This is a genomic window from Pyrinomonas sp., assembly GCF_040289685.1.
In the GTDB taxonomy this organism is placed as follows: Bacteria; Acidobacteriota; Blastocatellia; order Pyrinomonadales; family Pyrinomonadaceae; genus Pyrinomonas.
This window is the reverse complement of record NZ_PSLQ01000035.1, coordinates 1-18313: the sequence shown is the minus strand read 5'-3', so window position 1 is coordinate 18313 and position 18313 is coordinate 1. Positions and strand designations below refer to the sequence as shown.

Annotated in this window: 16 protein-coding genes and 2 pseudogenes; 5 read left to right on the top strand and 13 right to left on the bottom strand. The window is 59.9% G+C overall.

The window, feature by feature from the left end:
- Window position 1: 1 nt before the first annotated feature.
- The 5 genes and pseudogenes from nuoD to C4334_RS08915 all read right to left on the bottom strand — a co-directional run.
- Window positions 2–1156 (bottom strand): NADH dehydrogenase (quinone) subunit D, encoded by a 1155-nt coding sequence (gene nuoD / locus C4334_RS08935; protein ID WP_502943428.1) that lies wholly within the window; start codon window positions 1154–1156, stop codon window positions 2–4.
- A gap of 259 nt (window positions 1157–1415) precedes the next feature.
- Window positions 1416–1790: a hypothetical protein gene (locus tag C4334_RS08930; protein WP_352431739.1), complete on the bottom strand. Its 375-nt coding sequence runs from the start codon at window positions 1788–1790 to the stop codon at window positions 1416–1418.
- A 28-nt stretch (window positions 1791–1818) separates the two neighbouring features.
- Entirely contained in the window at window positions 1819–2361 is a 543-nt protein-coding gene (locus C4334_RS08925; RefSeq protein ID WP_352431738.1) for an NADH-quinone oxidoreductase subunit C, read from the bottom strand.
- A gap of 174 nt (window positions 2362–2535) precedes the next feature.
- Window positions 2536–3018 (bottom strand): annotated as a pseudogene (locus C4334_RS08920) (NADH-quinone oxidoreductase subunit B); the annotation flags it as partial.
- A 127-nt stretch (window positions 3019–3145) separates the two neighbouring features.
- Window positions 3146–3523 (bottom strand): annotated as a pseudogene (locus C4334_RS08915) (NADH-quinone oxidoreductase subunit A); the annotation flags it as partial.
- A 57-nt stretch (window positions 3524–3580) separates the two neighbouring features.
- Here C4334_RS08915 and C4334_RS08910 point away from each other — a divergent pair.
- Window positions 3581–3775 carry a hypothetical protein gene (locus tag C4334_RS08910; RefSeq protein ID WP_352431737.1) on the top strand — a complete coding sequence of 65 codons (195 nt, stop codon included), beginning with the start codon at window positions 3581–3583 and terminating at the stop codon, window positions 3773–3775.
- 236 nt (window positions 3776–4011) lie between these two features.
- On the opposite strand, the gene C4334_RS08905 is transcribed toward C4334_RS08910, so the two are convergent.
- Together C4334_RS08905 and C4334_RS08900 are read right to left on the bottom strand one after the other, a co-directional pair.
- On the bottom strand, window positions 4012–5163 hold the full coding sequence (locus C4334_RS08905) for a pyridoxal phosphate-dependent aminotransferase (protein WP_352431736.1): 1152 nt from the start codon (window positions 5161–5163) through the stop codon (window positions 4012–4014).
- 292 nt (window positions 5164–5455) lie between these two features.
- Window positions 5456–5914 (bottom strand): OsmC family protein, encoded by a 459-nt coding sequence (locus C4334_RS08900; RefSeq protein ID WP_352431735.1) that lies wholly within the window; start codon window positions 5912–5914, stop codon window positions 5456–5458.
- Window positions 5915–6111: 197 nt separating this feature from the next.
- Between C4334_RS08900 and C4334_RS08895 the strand changes: the two genes are divergently transcribed.
- The 4 genes from C4334_RS08895 to C4334_RS08880 all read left to right on the top strand — a co-directional run bounded on the left by C4334_RS08895 (window position 6112) and on the right by C4334_RS08880 (window position 10028).
- Complete coding sequence (locus tag C4334_RS08895) at window positions 6112–6951, top strand: phytanoyl-CoA dioxygenase family protein (protein ID WP_352431734.1); 840 nt, start codon at window positions 6112–6114, stop codon at window positions 6949–6951.
- Between the two features lie 410 nt (window positions 6952–7361).
- The gene (locus tag C4334_RS08890; protein ID WP_352431733.1) at window positions 7362–8198 is read left to right on the top strand and encodes a J domain-containing protein; all 837 of its coding nucleotides are present in this window, start codon (window positions 7362–7364) and stop codon (window positions 8196–8198) included.
- A 496-nt stretch (window positions 8199–8694) separates the two neighbouring features.
- Complete coding sequence (locus C4334_RS08885; protein WP_352431732.1) at window positions 8695–8961, top strand: hypothetical protein; 267 nt, start codon at window positions 8695–8697, stop codon at window positions 8959–8961.
- 164 nt (window positions 8962–9125) lie between these two features.
- Window positions 9126–10028 carry a HEAT repeat domain-containing protein gene (locus tag C4334_RS08880; protein WP_352431731.1) on the top strand — a complete coding sequence of 301 codons (903 nt, stop codon included), beginning with the start codon at window positions 9126–9128 and terminating at the stop codon, window positions 10026–10028.
- Between the two features lie 252 nt (window positions 10029–10280).
- Here C4334_RS08880 and C4334_RS08875 read toward each other — a convergent pair whose 3' ends face one another.
- From C4334_RS08875 to C4334_RS08850, 6 genes are all read right to left on the bottom strand, one after another.
- Window positions 10281–11483, bottom strand: coding sequence for an AAA family ATPase (locus C4334_RS08875; RefSeq protein WP_352431730.1), 1203 nt, complete (start codon window positions 11481–11483; stop codon window positions 10281–10283).
- A gap of 449 nt (window positions 11484–11932) precedes the next feature.
- Window positions 11933–13252 carry an inositol-3-phosphate synthase gene (locus C4334_RS08870; RefSeq protein ID WP_352431729.1) on the bottom strand — a complete coding sequence of 440 codons (1320 nt, stop codon included), beginning with the start codon at window positions 13250–13252 and terminating at the stop codon, window positions 11933–11935.
- Window positions 13253–13427: 175 nt separating this feature from the next.
- The gene (locus C4334_RS08865) at window positions 13428–14297 is read right to left on the bottom strand and encodes a helix-turn-helix transcriptional regulator (protein WP_352431728.1); all 870 of its coding nucleotides are present in this window, start codon (window positions 14295–14297) and stop codon (window positions 13428–13430) included.
- 73 nt (window positions 14298–14370) lie between these two features.
- Entirely contained in the window at window positions 14371–16005 is a 1635-nt protein-coding gene (locus tag C4334_RS08860) for a glycoside hydrolase family 57 protein (RefSeq protein WP_352431727.1), read from the bottom strand.
- Between the two features lie 84 nt (window positions 16006–16089).
- Window positions 16090–16950, bottom strand: coding sequence for a DUF4912 domain-containing protein (locus tag C4334_RS08855; RefSeq protein WP_352431726.1), 861 nt, complete (start codon window positions 16948–16950; stop codon window positions 16090–16092).
- A gap of 168 nt (window positions 16951–17118) precedes the next feature.
- Entirely contained in the window at window positions 17119–17985 is an 867-nt protein-coding gene (locus C4334_RS08850) for a DUF3108 domain-containing protein (RefSeq protein ID WP_352431725.1), read from the bottom strand.
- Window positions 17986–18313: the final 328 nt, after the last annotated feature.

The window sequence follows — 18313 nt, the reverse complement described above, 5'->3', positions numbered from 1 at the left end:
ATCATCTATCGATCTCTCCGAGCACGATGTCGATCGAACCGATCACGGCGACCACGTCGGCGATCATCTCGCCGGTCACCATGTGCGGCAGCGCTGAAAGATTGACGAAGCTCGGCGCGCGCACGTGAACGCGGGCCGGACGTGGTCCGCCGTCAGACTTGATGTAGAAACCGAGTTCGCCTTTGGAGCCTTCGATCGCGTGATAGACTTCGCCGGGCGGTACGTTGAAACCTTCGGCGATGATCAAGAAGTGGTGGATGAGCGCGTCCATGTGCGTCTTCATCGCTTCGCGCTCGGGCAAGACCACTTTCGGCGCGTCCGCTTTGACCGGACCGGGGCGCAGCCGGTCGAGCGCTTGACGGATGATCTTCAAAGATTCCTCGAGTTCACGCATACGCACCATGTAGCGCGACCAGACATCGCCCCCTGTTTCGACCGGAATTTCAAAGTCGTAAGTTTCATAACCCGAATACGGATTCGTCTTGCGCACGTCTATCTTGACGCCGCTTCCGCGCAGCGACGGGCCGGTGACGCCCCAATCGATAGCATCCTCGGCGGAGATGATGCCAATGCCTTGCGTCCGTTTCTGGAAGATCTTGTTTTCGGTCAGCAGCGCGTGAAAATCGTCGAGCGCTTTGGGGAAGGTGTCGAGAAACTGACGCACGCGCCGCTCGAACCCCGCAGGCAGGTCCATCATCAAGCCGCCGACGCGGAAATAAGACGGGGTCAACCTCCCGCCCGACGCCGCTTCAATCAGGTTCAGGATCTTCTCCCGTTCGCGAAAGGCGTAGAAGAAGACCGACATCGCGCCAAGGTCGAGCGCGTGCGTCCCCAACCAGACCATGTGCGAAGCGATGCGTTGCAGTTCGCACATCATCACGCGGATGACCTGCGCGCGTTCGGGGATCTCTAGTTGCAAGAGCTTTTCGATCGCCATCACGTAGCCCAAGTTGTTGCCGAGCGGATTCAGGTAATCCATTCGGTCCGTGATGACGATCCCCTGTTGATATTTCTTGTACTCGAAGAGTTTCTCCATCCCCGTATGGAGATAGCCGATGTCGGGCACGCATTTGACGACCATCTCGCCGTCGAGCACCAGTTCCAGACGCAACACGCCGTGCGTCGAAGGGTGCTGCGGCCCCATCGAGAGGGTCATCTGCGTCTCGAGCGGACGATCGACGACTTCAAACTGCGGCGGAATGTTCCGAACGGTTGTGCTCATCGTTTGCCCACAGAGAACTTGAAAATCTTCCCTGACTGGGAAAGTGAAACCTTGGTAGCAGCGTTGATCTCAGCTCTTCGCTCACGTCGAGCGTCTATGCTCTCTTCAACCCTTTTCCGGACTGTGAGCTCGGAAGCTAGCCGGTCCATGATCCAGTGCGCTTTCGCACCATGCGCGCCTTAAAGCTCACGTTTCAACTCGCGGTCTCGCCGAAACGTTCCGCTTGCCCGGCGAAAGGGTTTCGCTCACCAGATCCGGGGCGGCGATCAGCTTGCCATCCCAAGGAATGGCTTTGTCGAACCGCTTCGCTGAGCTTCAAGCCGATGTCGGTCTGCACCGCATCATGCTCGCTCAGAACGACGCCCGGTTCCGAAACGACCGCTCCGGTTGGGCTCTCTTCAGGATAAACGAGGAGCGGTCTGAGGACGTTCTTTAGCGAAAGTTGATGGAGAAGGTGTGGCGCGCGCGACACGAATAGTTCGCCTTTTGTCAGTTCGTCCCCTTTGCCGTCTTCCGGCAGCGCTTTGAGATCGGCGACCGTAAAGAGTTGCGCGATTTGTGTTGTCATCGGCGTCCTCTCCAAAACGCCCTTTCGCCTACTTCAGGCTGTACGGTTCATAGCCGCGCAGCGGGAAATCTTTTCGCAACGGGTGACCCTGCCAATCTTCCGGCAAGAGGATGCGCCGTAGATCCGGGTGGCCGTCGAAGAGGATGCCGAACATGTCGAAGGTTTCGCGCTCATGCCAATTAGCCGTGCGCCACACTACGGTCGCCGTCGGCACGCGCGCGTCTTCTTCGTTGAGCAGAACTTTCAAGCGCAAACGGTGATAGCTCAACGTCGAAAAGAGGTGGTAGTTGACCTCGAAACGCGGCTCCTCTTCCGGTCCGCGATCAACGCCGCAGATGTCAACTAGCATGTTGAAATCGTAACCGGGCGTCGTCTTCAGGTAGCGGCAAATTTCAATCAGGTGTTCGCGCGGGACGATGAGCGTCGTCTCGCCGAGTGCTTCGCGCACCTCGCTGATCCATTCGGGATGCTCACGCTCAAGCGCCGCTACCAGTTGCGCAAGCGGCAGCGGCGCGACGTTGTTCCGATTCATTCCGGCGACTTTCTGGGCGTTCTTCTGCTCTTCGGCCATTGCTCTCCGTCCGCTCTCAAGTCCCCATCATGAGGAGCGCCGCCGTTCATGACGCGACGCAATGGTGTACGGGCGCGATTCCGGCACGACGTTGGCCTCGCGCGTCGTCTCGTCCGTGACCGGCAAGGTGCCCGGTAGCACGGCATGGCGCGACTCCGCTTCGGGCGCGTCCTTGCGGTCGCGTATGGACTCCTTCGCTACCTTCTCCTGCAGCATCATGATGGCGTGCACGAGCATTTCGGGGCGCGGCGGACAGCCCGGAATGTACACATCCACGGGAACGACCTTGTCCACGCCTTGAACGATGGCGTAGTTGTCAAAAACCCCGCCCGATGTGGCGCACGCCCCCATTGAGATGACCCACTTCGGCTCCGGCATCTGGTCGTAGATGCGCCGCAGTACGGGAGCCATTTTGCGCGAGACGCGCCCTGAGACGATCATCACGTCCGCTTGTCTGGGGCTGGCGCGAAAAACTTCGGCTCCGAATCGCGCCAAGTCGTTGCGCGAACTCGTCGCATTCATCATCTCGATGGCGCAGCACGCTAGGCCGAACGTCGCTGGCCAAAGGCTCGATTTGCGCGCCCAATTGACCAGTGAATCAAGCCGCGTTGTCAGTACTTCCGGCAACGATTCGGTCAGAATGTTTTCAAGCCCCATCGTTCAAATCCCCACCTGGTTCGCCGAAGCGAACCGAGTTTGATCAGGCAGCCCGTCGCAGTCCTTTGTCGGTTTGCTCTTCGAGCAGCTCTGCTTCGACGAGCGCTTCTTGACGTGCCGCTTGGCTCCAATCGAGGATGCCCTTCTTCCAGATGTAAATGAAGCCGACGAAAAGAAGCGCGATGAAGAGCATCATCTCAACGTACATGAGCGTTCCCAATCCGAACTCCGGCCCAGCCAAACGTTTGAAAACCACCGCCCATGGGACGAGGAAGATCAGCTCGATGTCGAACAACACGAAGATCATCGCGACCAGATAAAACTTGACGGAGAAACGCTCGCGCGCCGATCCAACTGGGTCCTTGCCGCACTCATAGGGCATGAGTTTGGTGGGCGTTCGCTTTTTCGGCCCGATCAATTGAGATAGAACGATTTGCGAGACGGCAAAGCCAGCCGCGACGATGAACATCAAGAGGATCGGAAGATAAGCTTTCAGGTCGAACATTGGTCTCCCCTACCCGAGCGGCGATCTTTGACGACCCTGTTCGGAGTTTGAGAATCGTTGCACAAGTTCATCGTAGTGCAAGCCCCAGCGGGTGTCAAGCTGGTCATGAATCGCGTTTTCACGCGCTTTGCAGGCGTAAAAGCGGCAGCGATCTACGTGATGCGCTCCCGTAAATGTGTGCTTTACATTGACTCCCTTCCCGACAGCGATACGCGCTTTGACTATATTCGCTTCCGCAAAGGCTTTCTTTGATCATGGATTCTCGGGGGAAGAGCCTCGCGACGCCAGCAGTAGTGGTTCGTTTTTGGACTTGGAGTTATCGCGGTCAAAGAAAGAGCGCGGCAAACGGAACGACATGGGAGTTCGCTTTTTTGTCTAGAGCGTGGATTACAAGGTCGGACCGCCATCGAAGCAAGCTGTCGACGGACGATCAGCCGTGCTTCATCCGCAAGCGGTTTTTGCGTGCAAAGAGTTTCGGCAGCACGCGATCAACTGAGCGCTCGTGCGATCCGTTCGACGCCCTGATCGAGCGCGGCTTCATGTGCGCAGAAAGAGAGTCGCAGGAAACCCTCCGCCTCGGCGCCGAAGGCAGAGCCGGGGACGGTGATAACGCCGCTCGTCAGCAGCCTTTCGGCAACTTCCGCGGAGCTGCCGCAGTCGCGCACATCGAGCATGGCGTAGAAAGCTCCTTCGGGGACGATGGCGCGGCGACCCAAGCGTCGGGAGATGAGTTCAAGCAGATGGTCGCGGCGCGCGCGAAAGATGGCGCGGATCTGGCGGCGCGCTTCTTCCGCCTCTTCGGTCCATGCGGCCAGCGCCGCTTTTTGCGAGATGGTGCAGGCGCACGTCGTCACGTAGCCATGAAGCACGAGCGCCGCGCGCGCGACATCGGGCGGGGCGCAGAGCCAGCCCAAACGCCATCCAGTCATGCTCATCGCTTTGGACAACCCGCCGATGACCACCGTGCGCGGGTAGAGTTCCGAAAGCGAAGCAGGACGTTCTGGCGTGTAGTATAGCTCGCGGTAGATTTCGTCGCTGATGACCCACGTCCCGAGTCGGTCCAGCATCTGCGCCATCTGCGCAAGGTCCGAGCGCGTCAGCACTCGGCCAGTTGGGTTTGACGGGCTGATGAGTACGACGGCTTTGATCCGCTGGTCCTGCAGGTGGCGGTAAAATTCCGTCGAATCGAAGGCGAAATCGTTCGTGCTCGGTAGACGATAGAAGACCGGTTCGCCGCCCGCCATACGAACGATGGTCGGGTAGGCGACGAAACCGGGATCAGGCAGGAGCACACGGTCGCCCCGATCGACCAACGTCATGAGCGCAAGATAGAGCGCTTCTTGCGAACCGGCGGTGATCACCACCTGCTCCGGTGATGTGACGAAAGGCGGATGCGCGCGCGCGACCAACTCGCGCAATCTCTCCAATCCAGCGTGCGTCGTGTAGCCGTTCTGCTCTTCGAGCACGATGCGCGCCGCGGCGCGTCTGACGACATCGGGCGTCGGCAGATCCGGTTCGCCGAGACCGAGATTGATGCTGCCTACTGGCGCGCGATCAAAGAGCTGGCGGATGGCGCTCTTTTGCGTGCCGCGCAAACGTGTTGGCGGTTGAAATTCGGGCCATGTCAAATGATCTTCCACAGTCGTCTCCTCTCAGCGTCCACGAGATCCGAAGAAACGACGTCCCATTTGAGCATAGTGGCGTTTTCGATCGGTCTCGAAAGCCATGGAGCGAGGCCCGCTGCCACTCGCCCTAAAAGTATTGCACGCAATGGACGTTTTTGATCGATTTTTGAGAATGAAGCGTGAGAACCGCTGCTTCGCGATTCAACTGGTGCGGAGCCTTGCGGCCAAAGCCACCGACAAAGCCTTTGAAAAGGCTCCGCGCTGGAGGTTGAGGCGGCGCGCGTCGCCCGTCTCTTCGCTCGTGCCGTCAGGCGGATGCCGCCTGCTCGTCGAGTTTCGCCTCGAGTTCGATCTCGACGCCGCCGCGCAGTGCGTTGGAAACGGGACAGGCTTGCTCGGCTTCGCGCGCGATGGCGGCAAAAGCTTCGCCATCGAGGTTGGGAACCTTGCCGCGCGTTTCGAGTTTGATACGCGTGATCTTGAAGCCGCCGGTCGGCTGCGGCGCAACGGTGCAGGTTGCCCGCGTCGTGATGCTCTCCGGTTTGTGCCCTTTACGTTCGAGCGTTGCGGCGAAAGCCATGCTGTAGCATGCCGCATGGGCCGCGGCGATCAATTCTTCGGGGTTGGTCCCCGGCGATTGCTCAAAGCGCGTGGCGAAGCTGTAAGATGTCTCGCGTAGCACGCCGCTTGTGCTATCTATCTTGCCTAGACCATCGCGCAAGCCTCCAGTCCAAGTCGCTTCGGCTGTACGTTGAATGTCGGCCATTCTCCATTTCTCCTTTCTTTGGGCGCTCTGGTCCGAAAACGGACGCTGAAGCGCGCTTCGGTCGGAAGGATCTTCAGTTCTGCTTTTCCCAACATGCAAGGTTGGCAGTTTCGCGTCGGGTTGTCAATCCTCTCCGGCTCGTTATATGTTCTCGCCGTTGCTTGACCGCGTTTGTGACTTAGATGGAGAAGAGAGCGATGCGTGCCGAAAACTTGCCTGTTCTGGATGATGTTTATCCGCTGACCGCTGAGCAGATTGAGAGCTATCATCACGACGGGTTTATCCTCCTGCGCAGCGTGTTGTCCGCTGCGGAGATCGCCGCTTACCGCCCGGCGTTGGTCGAAGCTGTGCGCGAAAACGCTCAACGGCGCCAAAAGCCGAAGAAGATTGACGACTACAGCGACATTTTCTTGCAAGTGACCAATCTGTGGCAGCGGAGCGAAGCCGCGCGTCGGTTCGTCTTTGCCCGCCGGTTCGCACGCATCGCTGCCGAATTAATGGGCGTTGGAGGCGTGCGCCTTTACCACGATCAGGCGCTTTTCAAACCGCCGGGTGGAAAACGGACGCCTTGGCATCAGGATCAAGTCTATTGGCCGCTCGATACGTCGAAGACCGTCACGATGTGGATGCCGCTTGTGGACGCGTCACGCGAGATGGGGACGATGACCTTCGCCGCCGGATCGCACCGCGAAGGCCCGTGCGGGGATCTGGTTATCTCGAACGAAGCGGATGAGTTCTATCGCAGACTCATCGCCGAGCGCCAGTACCCACTGATCGGCAACGACCTACGCGCCGGCGACGCGACCTTTCATGCCGGTTATCTGCTGCACTGTGCCGAACCGAACACGACAACTCGCACGCGCGAAGTGATGACCGTGATCTACTACGCCGACGGGGCGCGCCTCACTGAACCGCGCAACGACTACCAGCGCGTGGACATGGAGGTCTTCTTCCCCGGACAACTTCCGGGCGAAGTGGCCGCAAGTCCACTCAACCCGCTTCTTTACGCGGTGGAACAGCATCGCCTCAACGGCTAAAGCTCAGGTTCACGACGCAGATCTCGCCCGACTCACTGTCCGTTGTCCACTTTTGGCGCCATCTGTCTTTCGAGTTGTTCACTCCTGTTGACGATGTTTTGCGTTCGCAGGACGAGCCCGAAAGACCCTTTTGCGTGAACAGGGCGCGTTTTCGCTCCTTTGCGCGGACACGCCCGCGCGCTGCGAAAAGCGGCACGCCAGTTGCTGAAAGTGGTTTGCGAGCACAGGGTGCGGATTCATTGTAGTCCTCACCCCGTAGCCTCAAAGAGAGGCAAAAGCTCCGCCTCTGTGCTCACCTCACGGCAGACCCTCCATTCCGACCTACCGAAGAAGAGGACGTTGATTTTGGGCGGACTACTCCGCCCAAAATGTTGTATGATTGCAACCGGCGGTCTAGGGCTGGGCGCAACGTGCCAGACGGCGCACCCGACTTCCTATTGAGCGAAGAGCCGCGCATGATCGACTACTACGCGATTTTGGGCGTCAAGCGGACGGCAACGGCGGCGGAGATCAAATCCGCCTACCGCCGATTAGCACGCAAACGCCATCCGGATCTGAACGGTGGATCGGAGCAGGCAGCGCGCGAATTCGCTTTGATTGCGCTCGCCTATCGCACGCTGAGCAACCCGCACGAGCGGGCGCGCTATGATGCGCAGTGGAATCGAATCATGCGCAGCGGCTCGGTCTTCGACTCAAACAATCCACACGCCCAACGAATGCGGCGCGCAGCGGCGCAGGCGCGTTGGGATCGCGCCGTCGAGAGATGGTTGGAAGCTGAAAGGCGAGAAGCGTTTATGCGCGCGCAGGCCGTCTTCACGACGGTGACACTCTTTCTGTCAACCTTTTTCGTCGCCATGCTCAAGCCGCGTTTGTGGGAGAGTCTGGACCTGTTCGGGCGGGCAATTCTGCTGACGCTCTTTGTCATCGGCGTTTGGCACTTGGCGGCGCGGTTGCGAACCTGCTTCGCTTACTATACTTACCGCCCGATGCCGATTCAGACTTCGCTCATGCAGGTCGAGCCGGAAAGAAGACCGTTCAGCCGCGCCGTTGCCTCGGCCTTTTTGATCGTCGGTTACATCGTGAGTCTGGCGGCGGGATTGATCGTCGGAGAGCACACCTATTATATCGTCAGCGACATGGCCTTCTTCTTCGATCAACGCTTGCGTCCGGACCTGATCTTTTACCCGCCGATCGCCGTGCTCATCGTCGATACCATGCACGCGGTGGCCTCCAAGATCGATGCTTGAAGGGCGTTGCCGCTTGCGGCGGCGCCCCGTTCTTCGGAGAAAGCGCTCGAAATGACAGCTCAGGGCGACTTGCGACACCGACGCGCTCACGCTCGGATGCGCCCACGCGCACACGAGCGTGCATTGCAGAGCAACGCGCGCGGCGGGTGCTCAAGCGCGCCGCTCTTTCGGTGAGCGAAGTTGCGCTTCCGGCAAGGCTGATTTCGCGCGACACGGCGGTCTCCTCCGACTTTTGGACGTTGAGCTGCTCTACGGCAGCGCGCGTTGGCGAGCCATCGCGCTTGCTTTGAGCCTCGGGATTCAGTTATATTCCGATGCGTCTTCGCCGTTTCGGAGCGAAAACGACGAGCAAAGCAAAACTTCAGAAGCAAGACTAGACGGTGAGAAAAGCAGACTTTCGTTCTCGCTCGATTGACCAAAATTCGCCGACGGTCCGGCGCAACTCCTCGTAACAGATTGCGCTTGGCCGTCGCGCCTCGCGCAAGGAGCTACGAAGATGGCCAAGCGATTGACAGACCGCCAGCGCCTCGCTCTCAAACTCGACTCTTTAACCGATTCAGAGGTTCAAGAGGTTCTCGACTACATCTCGATCATGGAATCGATGCGGCGCGCTCGCTCGCTGGCCGTTGCGTGGGATGACGACTTGCTCACGCACCTTGCGAACGAGCGCGAAAACAGGCGTGCGCGACAAGCTTTCGAATGGGAGGCTGCCCGACGGCGCGCCGAACGCCGAGCTGCTTCCGTCTTCGCCCCGCACCCATGATCCGAGCGCGGTCAACTGAAAGAGCGGTGATCGCGCGTCACGTCAATACCCCACGGCTTGCAGCCAGAGACCCCCGACGCTGGGAAGAACGGGTGGCGCGCTTGGCGCTCATCCTTTCTCGTTCTGTCTCATCAGCGACGCAGCGAAGAAATCTCGCGCGCTTGATGCGTGAACGCGCAGTTTGCCCCGTTTTTCTGATCGTCCGGTTGCCGGTGGGAGCAAACGTCCGGCGCCTCGCGCTCTGCTCCGTTGTCATCCTTTCGCTTTCCTTTTCGGCCCATGTCCTTGCGCTCCAGACACGATCTTCTGCGCCGATCCTCTTCGACGCGAACGTAGCGATCGAACGTCAAAAGCGGCGCACCTTGTCGTCGGATGTCGAAGAGCGACGCGATGCTGTGATGCGCCTTGGCGCGCTCGGAAGAAGCGATGCCGCGCGTGCTGCGGCCATCGCGCTCGACGACCCGGATGCCAAAGTGCGTGCGGCGGCAACCTCTGCCGTGCTCGCTCTCCCTGCGGATGAGGCGGCGCGCCTGCTCATCCCCTTGTTGCGCGACCGCGATGAGTTCGTGCGGCGAGAAGCTGCCTACGCGCTCGGGCGGACGAAGAGTCAACTTGCCGTCGAGCCGCTCATCGAAAGTCTGTTGCGAGATCGTCACCACGGCGTGCGCGCCGCAGCCGCCGTCGCATTGGGAGAGATAGGGGATAGGCGGGCTGTGGCAGCGCTCGTGCAGAGCTTGAACCGACGCTTTCGTGCCAGCGGCATCTCCGGTTTATTCGGACGCCGCGAACCGGAGAATGAGTTCGTGCGGCGCGCTGCAGCGCGCAGTCTGGGTCAAATCGGACGGAGCGAGGCTGTGCCCGCATTGATCGCTGTTTTGACCGATAGACGATCCACAGACGATTTGCGCCGTGAGGCCGCACGCGCCCTTGGATCAATTGGCGACCCGCGAGCTGAACCAGCTCTGCGCGCCCTGCTCACGGCGCGCGACCCTTATCTAGCGGAGGCTACGCGCGAAGCGTTGAACCGATTGAGAGCTCCCGGTCCGCTGCAGCCGTGGCGACGGTGATCGGCGCGTGACGCGCGCGTTGGTTGGCTCGCTTTCGTTCCTTCCCGTTCGCAGTACAACGGCGCGAGGACATCTCGCTGCAGACATGTGGAGCATCAATCTGGCCTCGCACGAACGCTTCGCAGTGGGCCGACTTTTTGCGACAAAGACGGCTATCAAGTTCGGTGTGATTTTGGAAAAGCACTCCGAAAAACGATGAGGAGCGGGCTTGCAGCCCGCTCCTCATCGTTTTCGAATCGAATCCCGAGGACTTCAGTTTTCCGACTTTTCGCCGCGGGCTTGACCGCGCTTGGCTACCTTGGTTTGCGGAAGCGAGAGGGCTGCTCCGCCAGAGCGCGTCTGCGTGTGCTCTGGTGGCGCGTCCTCTTCATCGAAATCGCTCACCAGCGCGCCGCCGGAACGCTTGGTGAAGACGAGTTTTTCGGCTTTCGGGTCGAAATCGACGACGACGAGATCGCCCAAGCCGACTTGTTCGGTGGCGACCAAATTCGAAAGCGGATAGACGAGGAAGCGCTCGACAGCGCGTTTCAAGTGGCGCGCGCCGTATTTGAAATCGATGCCCTCGCGCAAGAGGAACTCTTTGGCCGCTTCGGAGCACTGGAAGATGAACTTGACGCCTGCGCCGCGCATGATGCGTTCTTGCACGGCGGCGAGTTCAAGATCGAGGATACATCTGAGGTGGTGCTCCTTGAGCGCGCGGAAGACGACCACCTTGTCGATGCGGTTCATGAATTCGGGACTGAACTTGCGGCGCGCCGCTTCAAGCGCGGTGCGATAGATCTTCTGATCCACCTCGGTGTCTTCGGCGTTGCGCGCGCCGGGGGCTGGAGCAAAGCCGATGCCGCCTGAGACGAGTTCGGACATTTCGCGCGCGCCCAAGTTCGAGGTCATGATGATAAGGGCACGCGAGAAGTCGACGCGGCGGTTGTCGCCGAGCGTCAAAGTAGCCTTGTCGAGGATGCCGAGCAGCAATTGCCACAAAGCGTCAGACGCCTTCTCGATCTCGTCGAAGAGGACGAGGCTGAGCTTGTTCTCCTCGGTTTGGAACCGGTCGAGGTTCTCCTGCGTAAGCAGCGGGCTGGTTTCGCGATGGCCCAAGTAGCCTGGAGGGCTGCCGATCAGTTTGGCGATCTCGTGCGAGTGTTGAAACTCGGCGCAATCGATCTTGATGACGGCATTGGGATCGCCGAAGAGGACTTCGGCCGCGGCCTCGACGACGCGCGTTTTACCCGACCCCGTCGGCCCCAAAAAGAGCATGGTGCCGATGGGGCGATTGGGCGGGTTCATCCCGGCAAGATAGATCTGATACAGGCCGCTCATGCGACGCACGGCCCGCTCTTGGCCGACGATGCGCGCGGCGAGCTTCTCCTCGAACTCGCGCGCTCGCGGACTCTTCTGATCTGGATCGAGAACGACAAGGTCGTGTCTTCTTCTTTCTGTCATTTCCGCTATCATGGTGACCTCCTTGCCGAAAGATGACCGACAGCCTTTTTCTTCGCGGATGGTCTCAGTCGAGGCCATTTACGCTCCGCGGTCATCTCTCATGCAAGCGGCGCACCGCTACTTCTGTTGATGCCCGCCTGAAGCGTTCGGTTCGCTCCTTGCCGACAACGCCATCGCGCGGCGGACGCAAACGACCCATTCGAGATCATCTCGAACCACTTGAAAGGCGCAAAATATAAGGCTTACGTCTGTTTTAATCAAGATCTTCGCGCGCGTAAGCGTCCTAGCCTGACAAATTGCGTCAGGAGGTTTTTGACACTTCGTGTCAACGTCGCCCGTCATCCGTGCGCGAAAGCGTCGAAAAATCGCACGTAAACGTCAAGCGGTGTCACGAAAGCGTCAACCGCTTGGCCGTTGCGCGCCCAATGCTCTGCACTTTGGCTGCGCACCTAGCTTGAGTTTCAGTCGTAGTACTCGAGTCCGAGGTGTGTGATCAGCTCTTCGCCGCGAAGGTGTCGGAGCGTGTTCTTCAGTTTCATCAATTGAATGAACAGATCATGCTCCGGATAGAGTCCGGGAGCCGTCATCGGCGATTTGAAGTAGAAGGAGAGCCATTCTTGGATGCCGCGCATTCCGGCGCGCTGCGCCAGGTCGAGAAAGAGGGCCAGATCGAGCACGATGGGCGCGGCCAAGATGGAATCGCGGCACAGGAAATTGATCTTGATCTGCATCGGATAGCCGAGCCAACCGAAGATGTCGATGTTATCCCATCCTTCTTTGTTGTCGCCGCGCGGCGGGTAGTAATTGATGCGCACGAGGTGCGAAAAGTCTTTGTAGAGTTCTGGATAGAGATCGGGCTGAAGGATGTATTCGAGGACCGAAAGTTTCGATTCTTCTTTGGTTTTGAAGGACTCCGGATCGTCCAATACTTCGCCATCGCGGTTGCCGAGGATGTTGGTCGAATACCAGCCATGAAGCCCGAGCAGACGAGATTTCAAACCGGGCGCGATGATCGTCTTCATCAAGGTCTGACCGGTCTTGAAGTCCTTGCCACAGATGGGGACGTTCCGTTCGTTGGCGAGTTCGACCATGGCCGGGATATCCACCGTCAGATTCGGCGCGCCGTTGGCGAACGGGATGCCAGCACGAAGCGCCGCGTAGGCGTAGATCATCGAAGGCGCGATCGCCCGATGATTCTCTTTGAGCCCCTTTTCAAACGACCGCAACGTGCGATGGACGGGGTGTGGTTTCATGAAGACTTCTGTGGAAGCCGCCCAAATCATCACCAAGCGTGCACAGCGGTGGCGACGTTTGAACTCGGCGATCTCCTCGATGAGTTGTTCGGCCAAGTCCATCTTCGTTTTGCCCTCTTTGACGTGCGTGCCATTTAGTCTTTTGACGTAGCGCTGATCGAAGACGGCGCGCATCGGCTTGATCTTTTGCAATTGCGGTTTGAGTTGCGCAAGCAGCTCCTTTTCGAGCACGCCCGCTTGCAATGCGGCTTCATAAGCCGAATCGGGAAAGATGTCCCACGCGCCGAAGACCAGATCATCGAGTTCAGCGAGCGGCACGAAATCTTTGATCTTGGGCACGCGGTTGTCTGTTCTTTTGCCGAGGCGGATCGTACCCATCTGCGTCAAACTGCCGACCGGCTCGGCTAGACCTCGTTTGACGGCTTCGACGCCCGCAATGAACGTCGTGCTTACAGCGCCCAATCCGACGAGCAGAACGCCCAATCTGCCTTGCGCTGGAGCGATCTCCGCGCCTTTTTCGACGGCCATCTTCATCCCTCCGGAGAAACGGGGTTAGATTTGCAATGGCAAGAGCATATACGCCGAGACGCGCGTGCGTCTTGCGCTATCTTGCGAAAAAAGAGCGCTCGATTGCTCTTTTCGCGTTGCTTGCGCGGCGGGAGCCTGTGGAAGAACGGTCTCGTCGTCGCACGCTCTTCGCTTCTCAGCGCTTTGACGCACTACGCTTTCCGCGCGTTGATGCTGCGCGGAAAGCGCGCGGCGCGAGTCCGGTCGTTTGGCGAAAGGCTTTGGCGAAGTGACTTGGGCTGTTGTAGCCGACGCGCGTAGCGACCTCGGTGATGGACAGATCGGTCTCCGCCAACAGGATCTCCGCGCGCGCCAACCTCAGGGCTGACAGATAGGCATGTGGTGTAGTGCCGGTCGCCCTCTTGAAGAGGCGCGCGAAGTGAAAAGGTGACAGATAAGCCGCCGCGGCCAGTTCTTCGAGCGGTAGTTCGCGTTCGAGTTGCGCGTGCATCAGTTCGACGGCGCGGCGCAAGCGACGATCGACCAAGCCGGCGCGCGTCAGTTCCAGCGCATCCGCGCGCCGTATTTTGGCGTAACGGCGCAGGAGATGGACCACGGTCTGCTCAACGAGCGCCGCGGTCACCATCTCTTTGCCGGCTTCGTCGGCGGCGAGCTCTTCCGTTAGGTCGCGTGCGTAGCGCACGAGCCGCGCGTCGCCCGTGATGTGGTGCGCGTCGAACTCGATGAGCGCATCGCTGCGTGCGACGCGTGCGCGCACGGCGCAATCGAGGATCAGAGTTGGCGAAAGCGACAAGAAGAGCGATTCCGCCGCTTCGCGTGCGTGCGCGCGAAGCATCTCGCGCGGCAGCGCGATCAACGCATCGCCCGGTTGCGCGGCTCCCGTGCGCCCGGCGACATTGAATCGCCACTCGCCGTCGAGCAGAACCAGCAAGATGTAGTTCGGGCGCGCTTCCGCTTGCCAACGAGCGCGGCGCGAGCGACGATGGTGCAGCGTGTAGCGTGCGTCAACGAGAATGCGATCGAAGGTGTCCGCGTTGTGCGGCATTTCGTATCGGTAAGGAGAACATTACCGAAGCGATCAGACGGGCGCAAGGCGCCCTAAAAAGGGTGGCCGCTGTTCATGTGCGTTGCGAGCAGTAGAGGCGAAAGTCCATCTCGGGGAAGATCGAATCGCGCCTTTCGATCTCCGCAAGGCGTACGGCGTCGATCTGCCCGCGTTCGATGTCGTCGGCCAAGAGGTTGAAGCGGTGGATATGGGCGCGGAAACGGCGCACAGCATATTCGACCGTCGTCCCTTGGTAGATTTGAAACGCCCAATCGCTCGACTGGGCGAGCAACAGTTCGCGCGCCGCTTGATCGAGCGCGCGGCGCGTCAGTTCATCTGCGTTTGTTACGTGTGCGTCGGCCAATGACGTCATGCGCGCTTCGGCGGCGTGTTGGTAAGGGTACATCCACGCCGTGCCTTCGTTCAGCCAGACTTTGAAATAGCCCTCAGCTCCCCAAGATGACTGGGCCGGTTGCTGCATTTGGATCGGTTGCCCGAGATCCAAATAGTCGCCAGGCGACACCGGTCGAATGGCTTCGCGCTGTTGGTGGAGCAAGCGGAAGACGAAATCGAGAAATTGCGGTCCTTCGTACCACCAGTGACCGAAGAGTTCTGCGTCGTAAGGCGAGACGATCAGCGGCGTGCGCCCGGACAAAACCGGGCGTAGGCGCGCCGCTTGTTCAAGGCGCGTGCGGACGAAATGCTCGGCGTCGAGCAGCGCCCTTTGCCGCGCCGCTTCGGGATCGTAGGGCACTTTTTCGTGCAACGGCACGTCGCGTCCAGTGATGCGATGATACTTCAACCCCAAATGACGGCGCTGCCCGTCGCTGTGCAGATGCGGTTTGAGGTAGTCATAGGGCGCATCCCAACCTATATCGCGGTAAAACTCGCGGTAATCTGGGTGGCCCGGATACCCAGTGATGGAGCTCCAAACCTGCTGGCTTGTCTCCGGGTCGCGGGCGAAGACGGCCACTCCGTTCGGGCAACGCACTGGCGCGTGCACGCCGTAACGCGGACGCGGGTCTCCGTAGAGGATGGCGTGCGCATCGACGATGAAGTATTCGAGCCCAGCGGCTGCTAGAAGCCTTTCCAATCCCGGCTCGTAAGCGCATTCGGGAAGCCATATGCCCCGCGGTTGGCGTCCGAAATGTTTCCGGTAGTTTCGCACCGCCACTTCAATCTGCGCGCGGCGCGCTTCTTCGGTTGAGATAAGCGGCAGAAAGCCGTGCGTTGCGCCGCAAGTGATGATTTCGAGCACGCCAGCATCTTGAAGTTCGCGAAAGGCGCGCACGAGATCGCGCTGGTAAACCTCTTCCCAAAGGTGGCGCGCCGCAGTCAAGTTTTCGTGGTACATGCGCGCGGTCGCGTGAAACTCCGGCGCTTGGCGTGCCGTCCTCTCCAGTTCCTTTTCGACCAGCGCCAACAGATTTTCGAGGTGGCGTGTGTAGCGCGCGCGCAACAGTTCGTCCGCCAGCATCTCGCACAACGGCGGCGAGACGTTCATCGCCAAGCGCGGTCCAGCGCCGAGCCGTGCGAGATTTGAAAAGACGAAGATGAGCGGCAGATAGACCTCCGTGATCGCTTCATAGAGCCAATCCTCCTCGAGGAATTCGGGATGCTCCGGATGGCGCACGAAAGGCAGATGAGCGTGAAGCACCAAACTGAAATAGGCTTCGGGCATGTGGCGTTTGATTCGTTTACTGATCACGGCGCTTCGCCGGCGATCAAGCCTTGAAAGCTGTCGGTGGATGTGGCCCGATCGCTCGACCGGCACCCGCCGCGCCGGCGATCTTCAGCCCTTCGCCAGCAACCTTCCTGCAGCGAGACTCGGCATGAAACGCGAAAACGGGCCGCGCGGCATGAACGACTCGCTGGCACCGTATGGGCCGAGCGAGGAAATCTCCGCGGCGAAGGGAAGCGCTGCACGCAGCGCTGCGCGCAGAGCCTTATAGTCGAAGGTTGAAAGCCACGCGATCAGTTCGGGCGCGAAGATCCTCTGCAATTCTTCCAGCGACAGCCCAGCAGCCAAAGCCGCGAGCAGGCGTGCCCTTTCGGGCGAGAGTTCGGAAAAGATCTCCGCCGGCAAGTCAGCCACACGCATCGGCGTCGCTTCGAGCGCTGCCCCAAGCGCGTCCAATGCCTGGCCTGCTTCGACGAGCATTCGGACAAAGGCTTCCGGCGGCGCTTGGAACTCAAGCGTTTGGTCTAACAGCGGCGACACACTGGCGCGCGGCGTGCGCACCTCATTTGAAACGAGCAACCGGATGAACGGACGCCCCGGAGCGAATAGCCCTAGTTCGACGCGATAAAGCCGCGCCGGAAAAACATCGAACCATTCGTTGCCGTCAGGCGACGCCGGACGCAAGTGCTGTTGGCCGCCGAGCAGATCGGTCAAGCGAACGAAGAGCGCGTATTGCGTCGCGCGGTCGCCGAAGATGCGGCGCAACGTCGCAAAGGGATCATGCGCTAAGCTCCAGTAGAGGAAAAGCCGGTAGGGCGATTGAACGAAGAGCCTGATGCGATCGGCGCGCGGCAACGGCGGCAACGGCTCGACCTCGGGAAGCGCCGCAAGCTTTTGCGCCGTCTCTTCGACTCGCGCGCACAACGCTTCCAGCATGAATTCGGCGGAGCTAGGGCGAAAATCGGATGACATGCTTCTTCTTGCGGGCGAGCGCAAACAGCGATCGAATGACGCCCGTCTCCCGCGATCCGCGATCTTTACGGTAGAGCCGACACAGTTTGACCGAGCTGCACGGCTCGTGTCAACCGAGGCTTTCCGCCGCTCGTTGGCTTCGAGACTTTTTCGCGTTCGGAAAAGCTTTCAGGGGGAAGCTGGCTGCGCGCCGCACTTGATCGCTGACGGTGGCTCCGTCCCTGCTGTCGGTCCAGCGTTGTGAGAGATTCTTTTCAGCTTGATGGTGAGCGTGCCGAGATCGCTGCTCATCTCAGCTCTTACCGGAAGATGGCGCCCGTCGGTCGTGATCCAAAGCGACATATGTCCATTGCGCTGGACCAACCCGGTGGGACCGAACAGCCCGACATCGAGGTGCACTGTCTCGACTTCGCCGAGAACGGTCTTGAGCCGTTTGATCTCCAATGCGCGAACCGGCACGTTATAGGTCCGTCCCGCGTCACTGATGACGAGCGTGAGCTGTTCTCCCGGAACGAACCGTTTGGTCCGCAGGTAGTAGATAGCAGTGAGCAGATCGTAGAGCGGCGCCCCGCCCATGCGATTGGTGACTACGTTGGGCGCGCGCGTCGGATCACGCGGATCGTGCTCGGTCCAAGTCAGACGGCCGTTGTTGCGATCGAACGTTGCGCAACCGACGCGCACGCGCGAGCCTTGCTGGTCGTATTTCTTCGTTTCGATCACGTTGAAAGATGACGCCTCGACGCGCGATTCAAGCTTGTATTGAAAATCGATGCCGAACAAGCGGTGAAACCAGCCGACTGCGTGCGCTTCGCCCGTAAACAGCAGGGGCGGCTCGGACGCGGCGCATACGGAACGCAATGGCGTTGTCAGCGCGTCAAGCGAAGCCAATTCGTTCCCGGCGCAAGACGATGGTGCACGTTGAGACACGAACCGAAACTCGGCGATGTTGATGTTGCGCAAGACGAGTTTGGAGAACTCTCCTTCGTAAATCAGCTCCTCTTGTGGAAGGAAAGGGAACTTCTCGTTTCCGGCCATCTTCGCACCTTGTCCCCACGCTGTTTGGCCGCATTGGAGGGCAGCGAGCAAGATCGTCACAATCACAAACCGGGCTTTCATCGGATCACGACGGCGCGGAGACCCCTGCCTTCAGGCATGGGGAGGAGCGCCGCCTTGCCTCCTTTCACACGCCTTACATGAAGGCGGGGTAGAATTTTTCTGGCGGCCGGGCAGCCCCGTCTGCGCGTGGAGGGAGCGTAAGACCCAGCACGCGCTGCGGCTGTGCAGGGCAGCACCCGACGAAGCGCGAACCATCTCGGATCACCTCCGGGAATCCCCCGGCTGCGTGCCGTGGGGAGGATGTCAA